This is a genomic window from Actinokineospora terrae (assembly GCF_900111175.1).
In the GTDB taxonomy this organism is placed as follows: Bacteria; Actinomycetota; Actinomycetes; order Mycobacteriales; family Pseudonocardiaceae; genus Actinokineospora; species Actinokineospora terrae.
Window position 1 is genome coordinate 200,843 of record NZ_FOGI01000002.1, and the last position, 16,531, is coordinate 217,373.

Consider the following 16,531-nt stretch of genomic DNA (forward strand, 5'->3'; position numbering starts at 1 on the left):
TGTCACTGGCCGAGTTGGTCGCGGCGGTGGATCAAGTGGGCGGTTTCGGCGGTGTTGCCTGGGAGGGCGATGGCCTTGTCGTACGCGGCGCGGGACTCGTGGAGGCGGCCGGAGCGGCGGAGGAGGTCGGCTTGGGTTGCGTGGTAGGGGCGGTAGTGGGACAGGGCGGGGGCCAGGGGGGCGATGGCGTCCAGGGCGGGTTCGGGGCCGTGGAGTTCGGCGATGGCTATGGCGCGGTTGAGGGTGACGATGGGTGATGGGTCAACGCGCATCACTTGGTCGTAGAGGGCGATGACCTGGGGCCAGTCGGTGGTGGTGAAGGTCGGCGCGGAGGTGTGGACGGCGTTGATGGCGGCGAGGAGTTGGTAGCGGCCGGGAGGGGCGCCGGAGGCCAGGCGTTCGCGGACCAGGCCGTGGCCTTCGGCGATCAAGGTGGGGTCCCAGGTGCGCCGGTCTTGCTGGTCCAGTGGCACGAGGTCACCAGAAGAGGAGACCCGGGCGGGGCGGCGGGCCTCGATCAGCAGCATCAACGCGAGCAGCCCGGCCACCTCACCGTCATCCGGCAGTAGCGCCCGAACCAGCCGGGTCAGCCGGATCGCCTCGGCGGTCAGGTCTTCGCGCAGGGGACTTGATCCGCGTGCCAGGTAGCCCTCGTTGAACACCAGGTACAGCACGGCAAGCACACCAGACACCCGCGCAGGCAGGTCCTCTGTAGACGGCACCCGGTAGGGGATGCGCGCCGCCTTGATCTTGGACTTGGCGCGGGTGATCCGCCTGCCCATGGCGGTCTCCTGCACCAGGAAGGCGCGGGCGATCTCGGGCACGGTCAGGCCGCCGACCATGCGCAGCGTCAGTGCCACGCGGGCCTCCACGGCGAGCGCCGGGTGGCAGCAGGTGAACACCAGCCGGAGCCGGTCGTCGTCGATGGCGCCGAGGGGCGGCGAGGGGTCGTGCACCAGCACCGCCTCCCCCTCCTTGTCGTCGCGCTTGCTCTCGCGGCGGATCCGGTCGATGGCCTTGCGGTTGGCCGTGGTCGTCAGCCAGGCGCCGGGGTTGGGTGGCACGCCGTCCACCGGCCACCGCGCCACGGCGGTCGCGAACGCCTCGGCTGCGGCTTCCTCGGCGGTGTCGAGGTCGCCGAACCGCCTGGTCAGCGCTGCGACCACCCGTGCCCACTCGGCGCTGTGGGCCTGGGCGATCGCCTCCCGCGCCCCGCTCACCGGAACGGCCGGACCTCGACCTTGCGGTTGCAGTGCCTGGACCCCTCGGCCGCGATCCCGAGCGCGACGTCGAGATCGGCCGCCTCGATGACCCAGAAGCCGATGAGGAACTCCTTGGACTCCAGGAACGGCCCGTCGGTGAACAGCGGCTCGCCGCCGCGGTTGTCCACGACCGTCGACGCGCTCGGCTCCGCCAGGCCACCGGCGAACACCCAGCTCCCCTGCGCCTGGAGCCCGCGGTTGAACGCGCTGATGGCGGCCATCTCCTCGGGCGTGCTGGGTTCGGCACTGTCGGTGATCACCGATACCAGGTACTGCATCTCAGGTCCCGTCCGTCCACGATCGACACTCGCCGTCGAAGCCTGCCACGCGCCTCAGCCGATCGCATAGCTCGGGCGACCGGCGAGTCGGTAGACCTGGGCCATGGCACCGGTCGAGAAGACCCGCGAATCCACCAGCTCCAGCGCGATGTCGCGACCGGCGGCGGGGAACAGCCGGGTGCCCTCCCCCACGACGACCGGCATGACGATCAGGGACAGCTCGTCGACGAGGTCGTTCTCCAGCAGCCACCGGGCCAGGACGCCGCTGCCGTGCACCTGCAGCTCGCCCGTGCCCCGGTCCTTGAGCTCCCTGATGGCTGTAGCGAGGTCACCGGAGAGCACGGTCGTGTCGGCCCATCCCGGCTCGGTGACCGTGGTGGACGCGAGGTACTTGGGTCGGGTGTTGAACGCGTCCGCGATCGGACCACTGCCCGGCGCCATCGTGCCCCAGTAGCCCGCGAACAGCTCGAAGGTGCGCCTGCCGAACAGGAACGCGTCGGCGCGCCGGCAGATCGACGCGACGTACGCCGAGCCCTCGGGGCTGAACAGCGGCCTGGCCCAGCCGCCGCGCTCGAACCCGGGGTCGAGGTCCGGGTGCCGCCCGCCGTTGCCCTGCATCACACCGTCGACGGAGACCTGGGTGGCGATCGTCAGCTTCATGCTCGGGGTTCCCTACTCCCGTGAGCCGCCCTCTCGGCAGCCCCTCACCCCTGCTACGAACGGGTCCGGCCCGATCCGACACCCCCGTCGAAACTTTTTCTACCCGAGCGCGTGCTCGACGGAATCGGTGACGGTCAGCACCTCGTGCAGGCCGGTGACGGTGAGCGCGCGCATGACCAGCGAGTTCGCCTCGGCGACGACCACCGACTCGACCGACGACCGGCTGGTCTGCCGGTGGGCCCGCACCAGCGCGGCGAGGCCTGCCGAGCCGAGGAACCTGGTGCCGGTGAGGTCGATGACCAGGGTGGTCAGGCCACGGGCGTGGACGTCGTCAAGAGCGGCGGTCAGGGCCTCGTGGAACGCGTCGGCCGTGGCGAGGTCGATCTCCCCCACGACCCGCAGCACGACCCCCCGCCCGGCCCCGGCCAGCTCCTGGGTGGTGGCGATCTCGGTTCCACGTACGGTCACGCCCCAAGACAAGCACGCGGGTCACGCGCTCGCTTGACGAAATGTGAATAGATGACCTCGGGTCTGCATAACCGCTGGTGGGAGCCTTGATCAGCTCGGGGTCAGCCGCACGACGAGCAGGGCCACGTCATCGCGGGCGGGCGCGGTGCCCAGGAGCGTCTCGGTGACCTGGGTGCAGATCGAGTTGGGGTCGTCGTGGGTGATGGCGTCGAGGAACCGCCGCAGGTACGGGTCGAGGGAATGGCCGGGGCGTTCGACCAGCCCGTCCGTGTAGAGGGCCAGGACCGACCCGGCCGGGAGGTCGATGACGGTGTCGCGGCGCGGCCAGGGCGGGGTGAGCCCGAGGCCGATGGGGATGCCGGGGCGCGCGGTGAGCAGCGTGGCGGCTTGCCCGGGCAGGGCGAGCGCGGGCGGCAAGTGCCCGGCCAGCGACAGGGTGAGCCGCGAGGTGGCGAGGTCGATGACCCCGTACGCGACGGTGGCCATGCTGCGCTGCTCGAAGTGGGACACCTTGGCGTGCAGGTTGGTGAGGACCTCGGCGGGGCTTCCGTAGATCAGGGCGTACGCGCGCAGGGCGCTGCGGAGGCGGCCCATGACGACCGCGGCGGCCAGGCCGTGGCCCGCGACGTCGCCGATGACCACGCCGAGGCGGTCGCCGGGGAGGGTGAACACGTCGTACCAGTCGCCGCCCACGGTCATGCCGGTGCCGGGGATGTAGCGGGCGGCGAAGCTCAGACCGTCGATCGCGGGGAACCGGGTCGGCAGCAGGCTGCGCTGCAGCGCGGTGGCCGCGGCGCGTTCGGCACCGCTGACCTCGGCCTGGATGGTGAGCGCGACCCGATCGGCGACCAGGTGCAGCAGCTGGGTGTCCTCGTCGGTGAACCGCCGCGGCGTCACCGAGCCGACGTGCAGCACGCCGACCAGGTCACCGCCGACGAGCATCGGGACGCCCAGCAGCGCGCGCAGGCCGCGCCGCCACAGCAGCGGGCTCATGACGGTGGTGTGGTCGACGCGGTCGAGGATCACCGGGGCCCTGGTCGCGGCGACCCTGCCGGTGAACCCGACCCCCAGCGGCACGGTCACACCGTGGCCGACCTCGTCCATGCCGACCGAGGCCTCCACGGTCAGCACCTCGGCCGCGGTGTCGTAGAGCAGCACGGAGGTGGTGTCGACCTCGAACAGCTGCTGGATCCGGGCCAGCACGGCCCGCAGGAACTCGTCGAGCTTCATGTGCCGCAGCCCCACGTCGGTGACCGCTTCCAGCACGCTCACCCGGTCAACGGGCTCGGAGATCCCCGACACGGCAGGCAGCATACTTCGCCCGGCCACCAGCACGCGGCAAGCGGCCGGGGGGCGCGACCGGCATGATGTGCACCGTGTCGTTGCGGATAGAGGCCACCGCCTGCGCCCAGGCCGTGTCCGAGATCCGGTCCGAGGTCCGCGCGTGGCTCACCGCCCGGCAGGTCGCGCGCGGTCCAGCCGAGGAGATCCTGCTCGCGGTCAGCGAGGCGGTCACCAACAGCGTCGAGCACGCCTACCCGACCGGCCCGCCCGGCCTGGTGATCGTGACGGCCGAGGTCGCCGACCGCGCGGTGTCGGTGGTGGTCACCGACCACGGCCACTGGCGCGAACCGACCCCGCCGCAGGGCGCCGCGATCGCCATCCGCGGCCGGGGGCTCGGCATCCTGCGGGCACTCGCGGCGCGGCTGCGCATCGACCACGGGACCCGCGCCGCGCCGGGCACGACGGTGGCGGCGGAGTTCCTCATCCCCGGCTGATCCCGGTGGGCCGACCGGACGGGTGTGCGTGACGGGGGTGCGGACTGGGTACCACTGCTGACAATGGATACCGCCATGCTCCGGATCGAGATCCTGGCCCGCGCCGAGGACGTGGCCGTCGTCCGCGCGGCCCTGCGCGCCTGGCTGACCGTGCGCCGGGTCGCCGCCGAGGTCGTGGACGCGATCCTGATCGGCGTCGGCGAGGCGGTGGCCAACGCGGTGGAACACGCCTACCTGGGCACCGCGCCCGGCCCGGTGATCGTCTGCGCCCACGAGCTCAACACCGTGGCAGGCACCCGGAACCTCCGCTTCACCGTCACCGACCACGGCCGCTGGCGCGAACCCACGGACCACCCCACCGAACGCCTCTCCGTCCGCGGCCGCGGCTTGGTCTTGCTGCGTGCGCTGTCGGACGCGGTGCGGGTGGACCGCTCCGCCTGCACAACCGGCACGACGGTGGTGGCCGACTTCCGGACACCTGCCGCCCAGGACCAGGTCGTCGACCACGCCTGATCGGCCTGGCAACGCGATTTCCGCCCTGGAGAAGGGTTTCCACAACGCTCGGATGCGCTCTCCCGCCTGGGGGCCTGCCGTCGCGTTCTAGGTGGTGGCGGACTTCCAGACGCCCTGCTGAGCAGGACCCGGTCGACCACGCTTGATTCCGGCCTGGCGGTCGGGATCCTGCCAAGGAGACTGCTACTCCGCCTGGTCCTGGCTCGCAGTCGGCAGTTCCAGGTAGGCGCGGATGGTGGTGCCCTGTTCGGTGGTGTGGACCCGGACGAGGTGGGCGAGGTGGTGGACGAGCCACAGGCCGCGGCCGGAGGGTTGGCCCGCGGTGAGGGGGGTGGTTCCGGCCAGGGGGTTGGTGAAGCGGCCGGCGTCGCTGACGGAGCAGAGGAGTAGGGCGTTCTCGGTCCAGAGGGCTATCTCGCAGTGGCCGCCGCCGTGGGTGAGGCTGTTGGTGGCCAGTTCGGTGACGATGATCTCCAGGTCGGCGCGCCCGGCGGTGTCGAGGCCCGCGGCGGCGGCGGCGCGGGTGATGGCCGTGCGGGCGGCGCGGACCCCGGCCGGGGTGGTGACCGTGAAGGTGGTGGCGTGCGCGGGGTGCGGGATCGGCAGGTTGTACTTGCTGATCGCCTGGTCCGGGGCGTAGTGGTCGCTGGCGTCGCGGCCCGCGGTGGACCAGATCTCCGGGTGGGTGACGCGGGCGTCGGCCAGGACGTGCGGGGGGAGCACCGCGACGTCGTAGGGGCACAGGATGGTGGCGTGCCGGTCGGCGAAGGCGAGGTTGGTCAGTGCCTCGTGCCGGACGCACGCGGGGTAGTCGGCGCTGTCGCGGGCGCCCCAGACCGGTTCGCCGACGATGCGGACGTGCCGGTCGGGGTGGCGGTCGGCGAACTCGGTGAGGACGCTGGACAGGATGCGCCCGGGGTTGGCGCCCACGACCGCCATGTCCTGCAGGTACACCTCGCGGGCGGTGCCGCCGAGGGCGTCGCGCAGCAGGTCGAGCCTGGGGGTGGGGACGGCGGCGGCGACCGGGTCGCCCGCGGCGAGGCCATCGGTGATGAACGGCACCAGAGCGGCGAGGTAGTCCTCGTCGGAGGTGTAGAACCAGGCGGGGTGGGCGAACCGGGTCATGCGGGCCGCTCCACGCGCACCGAGCGCAGCCCGAGCAGGTCGACGACGCGGGCGGGCCCCGACCTGGGGGTCAGCAGCACGAGCGTGGCGTCACCGGCGCGCTCGGCGAGGGTCATCAGCGCGCGGTGGTCGATGAACTCGAGGCCGGTGCAGTCGAGGGTGATGGTCCCGTCGACGACCGGGAGCTCGGTCCGGTCGAGGGCCGCGGCGAACAGGTCGGCGTTGGCGAGGTCGAGTTCCCCGCCGAGGGCCACCGAGCAGCCCGGCAGCGACGACCCGCACAGCCGGAACCCCGGGCGGTCGAGGTTGGTGAACGGGTGCATGACCGCGATCTGCGCGACGGCCGGTTCGCCGAGGACGGTGAGGTCGTAGCCGCACAGCGCGGCGAACGGCACCCCGGGCATCCGGCGGTCCATGAGGTGCTCGTAGCGGGCGAACGCGTCGAACTGGCCCGCGGTGCCCACCAGCGGCGTCGCCTCCCCCACCACGCGCAGCCCGGCGAAACCGGCCTCGACGGCGTCCCGCGTGGCGGCGACGTACCAGTCGACCTGGGCGTCGGGGTCCACGGCCGCCTCGCCCGCGTAGGCGGAGTCGATGGCGGTGACCCGCAGGACCCCGTCGCGCACGGCCCGGTCCAGCCGCGGGTCGCGCCGCAGCCGGGCGAGGGCACTGGGGGCGTCCTGGCTGGTGACGACGTACTGGGGGCGCTGCCCGAGCGCCAGGCCGTCCACGAGGAACTCACCGGCGTGGTCGCGGAAGTCGTCCGGGTCGCGGTAGCCCCAGCAGACGTGGTCGTGCACCCCGAGTCCACGCACGTGGTCCAGGACCCCAGATGACCTCACCCGGGCAGAATACGCGGGCGGGGGCCGCGGGTCAGGACGGGAGGCGGACGGTGGCGCTGAAGAACTCGTCGACCTTGCCGACCGCGGCCATGAACGCGTCGAAGTCGACCGGTTTGGTCACATAGGCGTTGGCGTGCAAAGAGTAGCTGCCGACGACGTCGTCGTGCGCGGCGGAGGTGGTCAGGACGACCACGGGGATGGCGGCCAGCGCGGGGTCGGCCTTGACCTGGGCCAGCACCTCGCGGCCGTCCATCCGCGGCATGTTGAGGTCGAGCAGGACCAGCCGGGGTCTCGGCGCGTCCTGGAACCGGCCCTCGCGGCGCAGGAACGCGATCGCGTCGGCGCCGTCGTTGACCACGTGCAGCCTGGTGCGCTGCGCGTGCTGCTCGAACGCCTCGCGGATCATCAGCACGTCGCCCTCGTCGTCCTCCACCACCAGCACGTCGATCGGGGCGGGCGGCAGGTCGGTCGACTCGCCCCGCGCGGTGTTCTGGTCGCTCATGTGCACTCCCGGATCAGGACTCAGGACGACGAGTGGGGCGAATCGTGCCACGTCGGGTGATCACGTGGGCCGACCGCCGAGCCCGCGGGTCGCCGGTGGTGCCCGGATCGAGACCAAGCGCACGGGGTGTTCGGGGCTCGGCTCACCTATCGTGACGGTCCGGCGGTCTTCTGGAGGGCATGCGTGGGTCAGGTCGCGGGGTTGTTCCCGGGCGGGGTGCGGGCGGACGGCTTGCCCGCCGCGCTGTCGGATCCGGGGCGGTTGGCCGCGGTCGCGGCCACCGGGTTGGCGGAGACCGCCGCCGAGGACGTGTTCGACGACCTCGCGCGGCTGGCCGCCGCGCTCACCGGGGTCGGGCGGGCCTTCGTGACCCTGGTCGACGACAAGCGGTCGTACTGGAAGTCGTGCGTCGGGGTCGACCTGGACCCGAGCGACACGGCGGCGCGGCAGAGCCCGGTGCGGGAGAGCTTCTGCTACTTCCTGGTCGGGCTGGAGGGCGATCCGTTCGTGGTGAGCGACGCCGCCGCCGACCCGCGCACCCGTGACCACCCCTCGGTGGCGCCGATGCGCATCGGCGCCTGGGCCGGGTACCCGATCCTCGCGCCCGGCGGTGAGGTGCTGGGCAGCATGTGCGTCATCGACGACGTCCCGCGTGAGTGGGGGCGGGCGGAGTTGGCCGGTCTGGCGACGCTGGCCCGGTCGGTCGGCAACGAGATGCACCTGCGGCAGTCGCTCGCCGCCACGCGGAGCGCGTTGGCCACGTCCGCCGCCCTGGCCCGCAGCCTCCAGGAGAGCCTGCTGCCGCCGGTGTTGGCCTCCGTGCCCGGTGTCGACGCGGCGGCGTCCTACCTACCCGCCACCGGTGACACGGTGCTGGGTGACTTCTACGACTTGTTCCCGGCGCACGGACCGTGGTGGTGCGCCGTGCTCGGCGACGTGTGCGGTCACGGCACCGAGGCCGCCAAGATCACCGCGCTCGCCCGCTACACCGTGCGCGCCGAGGCGACCAGGCACCTGTCCCCCGCCGCCGTGCTGTCCCGGCTCAACACCGCCATGATCACCCAGCGCGGCTACGACCGGTTCCTCACCGCGGCCTACCTGACCTTCCGCACCACCGCCGACGGCGTCAGCGGCCACCTCTGCACCGCGGGTCACCCGCCCGCCCTCATCCGCCGAGCAGACGGATCCGTCCGACCACTGGGACTCCCCGGGACTCTCCTCGGCATGCTCGACGACGTCACCCTCACGGACGTCCAGTTCGACCTGGCCCCAGGCGACGCCTTGCTCCTCTACACCGATGGCGCTACCGAGGCCCGCGACGCCGATGGGGCGTTCTTCGGCGAAGAGGGCTTGATGCGCGCGCTCGACGGCGTTGACGCCACCGACATGACCGACCGGATCACTCGAGCCCTCACCCGACACCGCGGCGACCACGCCACGGACGACACGGCCTTGCTCGTCTTACGCGTCCCTGGGTGAGATCACCTGACCGGGACGCGACGCTCGCGGGCGGAGGCGAGGACGGGGCCGCTGGTGAACAGGACGGTCGTTCGCGCGCCCGAGCCCGCGACCAGTACCGGGCTGTCCCGGTAGGGGATGGGGATCTTCAGGTTCACCGGGCGGGTGAGGGTCAGTATCGAGGTGGTGCCGTCCTCGAAGAGGACGGCGATGGCGTGCCGCTCCCCGATGACTGGGTGACCGCGGCCGCGACGCCACCCGGCCTTGGCCGGGCCGAGGCGGATCGACCAGCGGATGCCGCCGACAACGGCGCCGAAGCCGAGGGTGGCGAACGCCAGGAACAGCACGACGGCGAACCAGAGGTACCACCTGGGGCCCTCGTAGGCCTCCCCGGCCAAGGCGGAGTCCCCCGGGTCGGCAGGGTCGTACACGAGTGGGATCGTGCTGTCCTTGACGGCGAACCGGGTGTTCGGGGTGGTGTAGGTCTCGGTGAAGGTCTCGCCGCCGACCGAGTAGCGGACCTCGATGGTCGGATCTGATGACCACCTGGTCTTGCGGACCACATCGTTGACCGCGACCACGGTGCCCTCGACCCGCGCCCCCTCGCGTTGCAGCGTGTCGTGGTGGGACCGGAGCCACCACGAGACCACCACGATGAGACCGGCGCACACCAGCGCGGCCACCCCGCAGAGCACCGCGCGCCGGAGCAGCCGGGCCACGCCTCGGGTCGCGGTGTCGTCGTCGACGGTCACGTCCTTCTTCGGCAGGCCCAGGTCGTCCTGCCCGCGCACCACCACCGACCGCAACGACAGCCGACGAATCCGCTCTGCCACGACGATTCCCCTCCCCGGCAACGATTGCGCGCACCGTGCCACAGGCGCGGGCCGCCCACCAGGTGATCATCAGCAGGTTCCACCACGCGCACACCCGGATACGCCGATCGCCCGGCACACCACGCCCGAATGGTCCGGACCACTGCGGACCCGGCTAGCGCCACGGGCGTTCGCGGGCGGCCGCGAGGACGGGGCCGCGGACGAACAGGACCGTGATCCGGGTTCCTGTGCCCGCGACGAGCACGGGGCCGCCCAGGTGGAACGACGGGATGGAGCGGCAGACCGGGCGGGTGAGGCTCAGGGTGGTGCGGTTGCCGTCGTCGAAGGTGATGACGACAACCCTTCGGTGACCTGGCACTGTCGTGCTCTCGCCGGGGCGCCAGTCGCCGGGCCCCGCGCGGCCGACGCGCCTGGCCCAGCGGGGGATGCCGACGAGTGCGCCGAAACCGAAGCCGCAGAACGTCAGCAGCAGGAGCACGATCAGGAAGAGGCCCAGCACCGGGGTTTCGTGGGGCATCCCGGTGATCTGGAAGTCGGTGGGGTCGTCCGGGTCGTACACGATGTCGACCCTGGCCCCGTCTTCGATCAGCTTGTCGTCCGGTCCGCGATAAGACCGGGTCAGCTCCCTGCCTCCCGCCGAGTACTCGACGTCGTAAACCGCGTCGCGTGGCTTGGGCCCCTTGCGGGGAACGTGCACGAACACGGTGCCCTCGGTGTGCGTCCCGTCGCGCAGCAGCGACTCGGCGTGGGCACTGGGCGCCTGGTAGAGCACCACGGAGAGGACCACGCAGACCACGGCGACCAGGCCGATGATCAGCGCGCGCCACAGCAAGCGGCGCACCGCCTTGGACGCGATCCCGCCGTCCGGCGGGGGCCCGGTCCAGCGCTCGTCGATGTCGTCCAGCTTTCGGTGCAACAGCGAGGTCAACGACAGCCGCCGGACCTTGTCGACCATGGTGCTCCCCTCCCCCGGATGAGGCGCACCTTGCCACAACGGAGAACCGCGCATCCGGCGATGATCAGCAGGTTCCGCTGTTCGCGTGCCGTGGGGTACTCCGAACGCCAGAGGCGCCCGGGTCGGGGCGCCTCTGGCGTTCGGTGGGGTCAGCAGTTCGGGATGGTGGCGGTGGTGCTGATCAGGGAGGCGGCGACGTAGTCGGTGTCGGTGAGGCGGTACCAGGTGGTGTTGTTGTTGACCGCGCTGCCGGTGGTCTTGCAGCTGAGGGCGAGGGCGCGGCCGTTGGGGGCGGTGTACATGGTGGAACTGGCGGAGGTGTTGGTGTTGTAGCGGACGTTGGCGCCGTTGGAGGAGCTCACGGTGGCGGCGTAGGGGCCGTTGCCGGTGTAGCGGCCGTAGTTGTAGAGGGTGCCGCCGTCCTGGACCTTGGTGTTGCCGTGGGTGGCGTAGCCGTCGTAGTTGGAGCCGTTGGTGTGGAAGGTCCAGCCGCCGATGGTCTTGCCGATGACCGACTCGAAGGCGAGGTTGTTGCGGTCGCCGGAGCGGAGGGTGAAGTGGACGTGCGCGCCGTTGGCGCTACCGCCGCAGACGGTGTTGGTGCCAGCGGTGCCCAGGGAGTAGCCGAGGTCGACCGAGGTGCCGTCCGCGGGGAAGTTGCTGCGCTGGTTGAGGTGGTAGTAGCCGGTGGTGTAACCGTTGGCGTGCACGATGAGGATCAAAGCGGTCTGGTTCGAACCAGCGTCGACGCACGCGCGGTAGATCTTGCCTGCCGCCGCGGCGCGGACCTCGGTGCCGCTGCCGCCGAAGTCCAGCGAGCTGTAGAGCGAGCCCGAGCCGTCGTTGGCGTGCGGGCCGCCGCCCCAGCCGACGTTGCTGGACGCGTTGACCGGCAACGCGAGCCCGGTCTCGACGGAGCGAGCCGCGGCACCCGGTCCCGCCGCGGCGTGGTTCTGCTTGAACAGGCCCTTCTCGTCCGCGCTGACAACGGAATCCGGCGCCTGCCGGGTCAGCGCGACGAAGGTGTCACTGCCCAGGACACCCACCTGCCAACGCCCGGCGACCCGGTGCGCGACGTACAGACTGGCGTCGGGCGCGTGGACGGCGGCATCGCCCGGGATCGTGGCCGCGCCGAACGACCAGTCGGACGCCTCGCGCCGCGGCTCGACGACGGCGTGCCGGGCCAGCGCGGCCACACCGCGTTGTGCGGCAACGGCGGGACCGCGCTCGGCGAGGAGGGTGTCGGTGACGCTGTCGGCGAGCCCGGCCTGCTGGCCGGCCTCGGCGGAGAAGGGGACGAACGCCACGGCGGCCGCGGCGGCCGCCAGGGCGATCGCGGTGGCACGGCGACGATGGGGACGTGTCATGTGGTGGTCTCCGGACGCAGGGTGGACACCGAACCCCGGGCACGGGCCGGTGATCGCCACCCGCACCGCGGCTCGTTCCCGCGGGGACTCGCGGGAGCCCGAAAGCTAGCCGGCGACCTCGGGCGACCTCAATGGTTTGGTTACGCGTCGGCGGTGGTCGTTGTTACCAACCGAAACCGCAGGTCAGCGGGCATGTTGGGAAACAGTTGTTCACTTTGCGCGCGCCCCAGTGCCCCCGGCTAAGCGGTCAGCCGGGGGCACTACGGTGTGGCGAGCGGGACTGGGTGGAGTTCCGTGTCCGACTAGCGGGGTGGGATGGGGCGGAGCCAGCCCTCGGGGGCGGGGGTGCGGCCGTGTTGGACGTCGACCAGGGCCTTGCGGAGGGCGGTGGTGACCGGGCCGGGGGTGCCGTTGCCGATGAGCCAGTGGCCGTCGGTGTCGTGGACGCGGCCGACCGGGGTGACGACGGCGGCGGTGCCGCAGGCGAAGGTCTCGGTGATGCGGCCGGACAGCGACTCCTCGCGCCACTGGTCGACGGAGACGCGTTCCTCGCTGACCGGGTAGCCGAGGCCCGCGGCGAGGGTCAGGAGCGAGTCGCGGGTGACGCCGGGCAGCAGGGTGCCGGTGAGGGCGGGGGTGACGACCTCCGGGCCCGAGGCGCCCTGGCGGACGAAGAACATGTTCATGCCGCCCATCTCCTCGATCCACCTGCGCTCGAGCGCGTCGAGCCAGACGACCTGCTGGCAGCCCGCTTCCCGGGCGAGCCGCTGGGCGACGAACGACGGCCCGTAGTTGGCCGCGCACTTCACATCGCCCGTGCCGCCGGGGACCGCCCTGGTGTGGGTGCGGCCGACGAGGACCGAGACGGGGGCGAACGGGTCGGTGCCGAAGAAGCCGCCCGCGACGAAGGCCATGAGCAGGAACAGGTACTCCCCGGACGGCCGCAGCATCAGGTTGGGCTCGGTGGCGAACATCAGCGGCCGCAGGTAGATGCTCAGGTCGGGGTCGTCGGAGAGCAGGTGCTGGTCGAGGCCGACCAGGTCGTCGACCGCCGCCAGGAACAGCTCCTCCGGCAGTTCCGGCATCTCCAGCCGCCTGGCCGAGGCGCGGAAGCGGGTGGCGTTGCGGTCGGGGCGGAACACCGCGACCGATCCGTCGACCTGGCGGTGCGCCTTGAGGCCCTCGAAGATCACCTGGGCGTAGTGCAGGCCGATGGTGGCCGGGTGCAGCGGCAGCGCGGTGAGCGGGCCGACCCGCCGGTCGTGCCAGCCGTCGACGGGGTTCCAGGCCAGGGTGACCATGTGGTCGGTGAACGCGTCCCCGTGGCCGGGCCGGGTGGGTGCCTGGGTCGGCAGGGGCGTGGGGGTCAGCTCCAGCGTCATCTGCGGGCTCCTTGTCGGGTCTACGCCAGCGGCGCGAAGTAGTAGGTGATGCGGCGGGCGACGCGGCCGTCGGCGGCGAGTTCGAGGAACTCGGCGAACCGCAGGTGGACCTCGTCGCCGGTGCGCAGCAGGCCGTGGAACTCGCCGTGCACGGCGACGTCGCGGCCGGTGGCGAGGACGGCGGTGAGGGTGTGCGCGCCGGAGCGGATCGAGCGGACCTCCCGGTAGAAGGTGGCGAGCCCGGCGTGGCCGACCCACGGCTGGTAGCCGGGCCGGGTGTAGACGCAGTCCTCGGTGAACAGGGCGAGCAGGCCCTCGACGTCGTCGGCGTCCACGCGGTCGTACACGGCCCTGGCGAGCGCGGCGCCGTCGACGGCCTGGTCGGTGGTGGTCATGGTCTTGCTCCATTCGACGCGGGGTTCGTCGGCGAGGGCGTAGGTGGCGCAGACGACGGCGGCGCGCGCGGCGGCCAGCGACCGGGCCATCGCCGCGCGGCGGGCCGAGGAGCCGGGGGGTTCGCTGCGCGCGCTTTCGACGGACGCGGCGGCGATCGCGGCCGACTCGGCCAGGCACAGCACGGTCTCGTCGAGCGGGTCGGCGCGGTCGCTCACCGCGCGGACGGCCTCGATCAAGCCGTCGAGCAGCCACAGCCTCGGGGGCCCGTCCAGTCGCGGGTGCGTGGTCGACATCAGTCGTCCCTGCCGGTGACGCACCACTCCAGGACGGCCATGGCGATGGTCATCTTGTGGTGGGCCTGGCGCCAGGCGCGGCTGCGCTTGCCGTCGAGCACCCCGTCGGTGACCTCCTGGCCGCGGACGGCGGGCAGGTCGTGCAGGAAGATCGTCCCGTCGTGCGAGACCCGCTCCAGCAGCGCTTCGTCCACTTGGTACGGCGTGAACACGGTGAGCCAGTCCGGGTCCGCTTTGGACACTCCCATCGTCTGCCACCGGCTGGTGTAGACGGCGTCCACGGCCTCGGGGAGCGCGTCGAGGTCGTGGTGCTGGGTGATGCCCGACGGCTTGTCCGCCAGCACGTCGTCGGGCACGCCGTAGCCGGGCGGGGTCACGACGGTGAAGGTCAGGCCGGGGGTCAGTTCGGCGGCGCGCACGAGGGCGGCGGCGGTGCTGTTGCCCTCGCCGATGTAGAGCAGGTGCCTGCCGGAGAGGTCGCCGAACTCCTCGCGGAGGGTGGCGATGTCGGCCAGGGCCTGGGTCGGGTGTTCGAACCGGGTGAGCGCGTTGACGACGGCGATGTCGGCCTTGGCCAGCTCGCGCAGTTCGGCGATGTCGCCGTTGGTGCGCACGACCAACGCGTCGAGGTAGCCGGACAGGACCCTGGCCGTGTCCGCCAGCGTCTCGCCGGTGGTGAGTTGGAGGTCGTCGGGCCCGTAGGTGATGACCTGGGCGCCGAGCCTGGTCGCCGCGCGCCAGAACGAGGTCCTGGTCCGCGTGGACGACTTCCGGAAGTAGACGCCGACCGCGCGCCCGGCCAGGGCCGAGGAGCGCTCGCCCGCGCCGAACGCGACGGCCCGGCCGGTCAGCGCGTCGACGTCGGCGGTCGTGAGGTCGTCGAGCGAAATCACACTCCGCATGTCTGTCCCACCCCTGCGTTGGAGGTCACCTGTGCCCGCTCAGTGTCGGTCGGCCGGGGGCGCCCGGGAGGCGCCCCCGGCGGCAGGTCATGGGCAGTTCGCCGCGGCGGTGCTGCCGTCGAGGCGCAGGTCGCGCACGTGCGGGCGGGACAGGGCGAAGCAGAGCAGCGCGGCGAAGCAGAGGCCGAACGCGGTGGTGGCCGTCGCCAGGCTGGTCACCTTGGCGAGGAACCCGAAGGCGGCCATGGCGACCGGGGCGAGTCCGTCGTCGGTGACGCTGAGGATCGCGCTGGCCCGGCCGACGTACTCCTCGTCCACCGTGGCCTGGAAAGCTCCGGACAGCAGCGGGGAGGCCAGACCCGCGACGACGCCGACGACGACCATCGCGCCCATGGTGACCGCGTACGACGCGAAGCCGACGAGTACCAGTGCCGCCGCTTGGGCCAGCAGCAACAGCAGTGCCGCGCGGAGTGGGCGGGCGGGGCGCCACTTCATGGCCACCGCCGTGCCCGCGGCGGCGCCGACGCCGATGGCGCCGGAGAGCCAGCCGAGGCCCGCCGCGCCCCAGCTGTTGGCGCTGACGTGCAGTGCCAGGCCGATGGACAGGACCGGGGAGACGAACACGTTCAGGCCGGACAGGGTGATCACCAGGTCGCGCACCCTGGGTGTGCGGCGCAGGTAGTCCAGGCCGTCGCGGACGTCGGCGCGGACGGAGACGCCGGTCGACTTCGCCCTGGGCCAGCGGGGGCGGACCAGGACGAGCACGACCAGGATCACCGCGAACGACAGCGCGTCGGTGAGCATCGCCCCGCCGAGCCCGTACCCGGCGACGAGCAGCCCGCCGATCGGGGCGCCGAGCACGCCCGCGAACCGGCTGATGAGCTGGCGGAGCGCGGAGAGCCGGACGAGCTGGTCCTTGGGCACCAGCTGCCGGGGGAACGAGCTGCACGCGGGCCCGTAGAAGGCGTCCGCGACCCCGAAGAGGAACCCGACGGTGATCAGCAGCCCCGCGGACACCCCTTGCGCGGCCAGGACGGCCAGGGCACCCGCGAGCACCACGATCCTGGCGACATCACTGGTGATCATCATCCGCCGGGCGTCGAGCCGGTCGGTGAGCGCGCCACCGAGCAGCATCAGCAGCGCCCGGGGCAGGGTGGCGCAGGCGAGGACGAGCCCAGCCAGCCCCGCGTCCCCGAGCTGGGCGGCGGTGTAGGCGAGGGCGACGAACCAGATCTCATCCCCGATCTGCGACACCCCGTTGGCGAACGCATACCCCAGCGTGGCGGTGTCCCGCCACAACGGCGGAGCACTCCGCCCGGTCGACGATACCGGCGTGGACGTGGTCACGTGCGCACCTCTTCCGAGAAAGGAGCCCCGATACGGGACTGGAGCACCGCACCGAGCGGCGCTGGACCAGCCGACCGCGGGCACCCCGCGGTGGCCTCGTGCGGTCGAATCGAGCTGTGGTGGTGAGGCGACGGGTTCCGGTGTTCGGCGGCGATCTCGGGGGAGCCGGC

Annotated in this window: 18 protein-coding genes; 3 read left to right on the forward strand and 15 right to left on the reverse strand. The window is 72.3% G+C overall.

The features are described 5' to 3' along the window. Nucleotides 1-2: 2 nt before the first annotated feature. From BMY07_RS04315 to BMY07_RS04335, 5 genes are all read right to left on the reverse strand, one after another. Complete coding sequence (locus BMY07_RS04315; RefSeq protein WP_092775126.1) at nucleotides 3-1,220, reverse strand: RNA polymerase sigma factor; 1,218 nt, start codon at nucleotides 1,218-1,220, stop codon at nucleotides 3-5. Beyond that, complete coding sequence (locus BMY07_RS04320; RefSeq protein ID WP_092775127.1) at nucleotides 1,217-1,540, reverse strand: YciI family protein; 324 nt, start codon at nucleotides 1,538-1,540, stop codon at nucleotides 1,217-1,219. Before BMY07_RS04320 ends, BMY07_RS04315 begins: the two co-directional genes overlap by 4 nt. 54 nt (nucleotides 1,541-1,594) lie before the next feature. Continuing rightward, the gene (locus tag BMY07_RS04325; protein ID WP_092775128.1) at nucleotides 1,595-2,200 is read right to left on the reverse strand and encodes a dihydrofolate reductase family protein; all 606 of its coding nucleotides are present in this window, start codon (nucleotides 2,198-2,200) and stop codon (nucleotides 1,595-1,597) included. Between the two features lie 99 nt (nucleotides 2,201-2,299). Continuing rightward, nucleotides 2,300-2,668 carry an STAS domain-containing protein gene (locus BMY07_RS04330; RefSeq protein ID WP_177215432.1) on the reverse strand — a complete coding sequence of 123 codons (369 nt, stop codon included), beginning with the start codon at nucleotides 2,666-2,668 and terminating at the stop codon, nucleotides 2,300-2,302. Nucleotides 2,669-2,758: 90 nt separating this feature from the next. After that, a complete protein-coding gene (locus BMY07_RS04335; protein ID WP_245782195.1) occupies nucleotides 2,759-3,970 on the reverse strand; it encodes a PP2C family protein-serine/threonine phosphatase in 1,212 nt (403 codons plus the stop codon). 74 nt (nucleotides 3,971-4,044) lie between these two features. Between BMY07_RS04335 and BMY07_RS04340 the strand changes: the two genes are divergently transcribed. Continuing rightward, nucleotides 4,045-4,446: an ATP-binding protein gene (locus BMY07_RS04340; protein ID WP_177215433.1), complete on the forward strand. Its 402-nt coding sequence runs from the start codon at nucleotides 4,045-4,047 to the stop codon at nucleotides 4,444-4,446. Nucleotides 4,447-4,521: 75 nt separating this feature from the next. After that, complete coding sequence (locus tag BMY07_RS04345) at nucleotides 4,522-4,959, forward strand: ATP-binding protein (protein ID WP_177215434.1); 438 nt, start codon at nucleotides 4,522-4,524, stop codon at nucleotides 4,957-4,959. 183 nt (nucleotides 4,960-5,142) lie between these two features. Here the strand turns inward: BMY07_RS04345 and BMY07_RS04350 are convergent, their stop codons facing one another. The 3 genes from BMY07_RS04350 to BMY07_RS04360 are packed head-to-tail and all read right to left on the reverse strand — an operon-like array spanning nucleotide 5,143 to nucleotide 7,428. Further along, nucleotides 5,143-6,084 carry an anti-sigma factor RsbA family regulatory protein gene (locus BMY07_RS04350; protein WP_092775133.1) on the reverse strand — a complete coding sequence of 314 codons (942 nt, stop codon included), beginning with the start codon at nucleotides 6,082-6,084 and terminating at the stop codon, nucleotides 5,143-5,145. After that, nucleotides 6,081-6,926, reverse strand: coding sequence for an MEDS domain-containing protein (locus BMY07_RS04355; RefSeq protein WP_245782196.1), 846 nt, complete (start codon nucleotides 6,924-6,926; stop codon nucleotides 6,081-6,083). The genes BMY07_RS04350 and BMY07_RS04355 overlap by 4 nt, the downstream gene beginning before the upstream one ends. Before the next feature lie 31 nt (nucleotides 6,927-6,957). Continuing rightward, the gene (locus tag BMY07_RS04360; protein WP_092775135.1) at nucleotides 6,958-7,428 is read right to left on the reverse strand and encodes a response regulator; all 471 of its coding nucleotides are present in this window, start codon (nucleotides 7,426-7,428) and stop codon (nucleotides 6,958-6,960) included. 183 nt (nucleotides 7,429-7,611) lie between these two features. On the opposite strand from BMY07_RS04360, the gene BMY07_RS04365 reads away from it, so the two are divergent. After that, nucleotides 7,612-8,907, forward strand: coding sequence for a PP2C family protein-serine/threonine phosphatase (locus BMY07_RS04365; RefSeq protein WP_092775136.1), 1,296 nt, complete (start codon nucleotides 7,612-7,614; stop codon nucleotides 8,905-8,907). 2 nt (nucleotides 8,908-8,909) lie between these two features. Here BMY07_RS04365 and BMY07_RS04370 read toward each other — a convergent pair whose 3' ends face one another. The 7 genes from BMY07_RS04370 to BMY07_RS04400 all read right to left on the reverse strand — a co-directional run bounded on the left by BMY07_RS04370 (nucleotide 8,910) and on the right by BMY07_RS04400 (nucleotide 16,361). After that, on the reverse strand, nucleotides 8,910-9,719 hold the full coding sequence (locus BMY07_RS04370) for a DUF3592 domain-containing protein (protein WP_177215435.1): 810 nt from the start codon (nucleotides 9,717-9,719) through the stop codon (nucleotides 8,910-8,912). Between the two features lie 154 nt (nucleotides 9,720-9,873). Further along, on the reverse strand, nucleotides 9,874-10,674 hold the full coding sequence (locus BMY07_RS04375; RefSeq protein ID WP_092775138.1) for a DUF3592 domain-containing protein: 801 nt from the start codon (nucleotides 10,672-10,674) through the stop codon (nucleotides 9,874-9,876). Between the two features lie 149 nt (nucleotides 10,675-10,823). Then, nucleotides 10,824-12,041, reverse strand: a complete 1,218-nt coding sequence (locus tag BMY07_RS04380) for a M23 family metallopeptidase (RefSeq protein WP_143073345.1) — start codon at nucleotides 12,039-12,041, stop codon at nucleotides 10,824-10,826. Nucleotides 12,042-12,343: 302 nt separating this feature from the next. Continuing rightward, the gene (locus BMY07_RS04385) at nucleotides 12,344-13,423 is read right to left on the reverse strand and encodes a branched-chain amino acid aminotransferase (RefSeq protein ID WP_092775140.1); all 1,080 of its coding nucleotides are present in this window, start codon (nucleotides 13,421-13,423) and stop codon (nucleotides 12,344-12,346) included. Between the two features lie 20 nt (nucleotides 13,424-13,443). After that, nucleotides 13,444-14,112 carry a nuclear transport factor 2 family protein gene (locus tag BMY07_RS35190; RefSeq protein ID WP_245782197.1) on the reverse strand — a complete coding sequence of 223 codons (669 nt, stop codon included), beginning with the start codon at nucleotides 14,110-14,112 and terminating at the stop codon, nucleotides 13,444-13,446. Then, nucleotides 14,112-15,014 carry an ornithine carbamoyltransferase gene (locus tag BMY07_RS04395; protein WP_092775141.1) on the reverse strand — a complete coding sequence of 301 codons (903 nt, stop codon included), beginning with the start codon at nucleotides 15,012-15,014 and terminating at the stop codon, nucleotides 14,112-14,114. The genes BMY07_RS35190 and BMY07_RS04395 overlap by 1 nt, the downstream gene beginning before the upstream one ends. Before the next feature lie 87 nt (nucleotides 15,015-15,101). After that, nucleotides 15,102-16,361, reverse strand: coding sequence for an MFS transporter (locus tag BMY07_RS04400; protein WP_177215436.1), 1,260 nt, complete (start codon nucleotides 16,359-16,361; stop codon nucleotides 15,102-15,104). Nucleotides 16,362-16,531 lie beyond the last annotated feature (170 nt).

Excerpts from the sequence above, each read along its gene's own strand:
- BMY07_RS04320 (WP_092775127.1), bottom strand. The coding sequence starts at position 1,540 with ATGCAGTACCTGGTATCGGTGATCACCGACAGTGCCGAACCCAGCACG.
- BMY07_RS04325 (WP_092775128.1), bottom strand. The coding sequence starts at position 2,200 with ATGAAGCTGACGATCGCCACCCAGGTCTCCGTCGACGGTGTGATGCAG.
- BMY07_RS04345 (WP_177215434.1), top strand. The coding sequence starts at position 4,522 with ATGCTCCGGATCGAGATCCTGGCCCGCGCCGAGGACGTGGCCGTCGTC.
- BMY07_RS04350 (WP_092775133.1), bottom strand. The coding sequence starts at position 6,084 with ATGACCCGGTTCGCCCACCCCGCCTGGTTCTACACCTCCGACGAGGAC.
- BMY07_RS04360 (WP_092775135.1), bottom strand. The coding sequence starts at position 7,428 with ATGAGCGACCAGAACACCGCGCGGGGCGAGTCGACCGACCTGCCGCCC.
- BMY07_RS04375 (WP_092775138.1), bottom strand. The coding sequence starts at position 10,674 with ATGGTCGACAAGGTCCGGCGGCTGTCGTTGACCTCGCTGTTGCACCGA.
- BMY07_RS04380 (WP_143073345.1), bottom strand. The coding sequence starts at position 12,041 with ATGACACGTCCCCATCGTCGCCGTGCCACCGCGATCGCCCTGGCGGCC.
- BMY07_RS04385 (WP_092775140.1), bottom strand. The coding sequence starts at position 13,423 with ATGACGCTGGAGCTGACCCCCACGCCCCTGCCGACCCAGGCACCCACC.
- BMY07_RS35190 (WP_245782197.1), bottom strand. The coding sequence starts at position 14,112 with ATGTCGACCACGCACCCGCGACTGGACGGGCCCCCGAGGCTGTGGCTG.
- BMY07_RS04395 (WP_092775141.1), bottom strand. The coding sequence starts at position 15,014 with ATGCGGAGTGTGATTTCGCTCGACGACCTCACGACCGCCGACGTCGAC.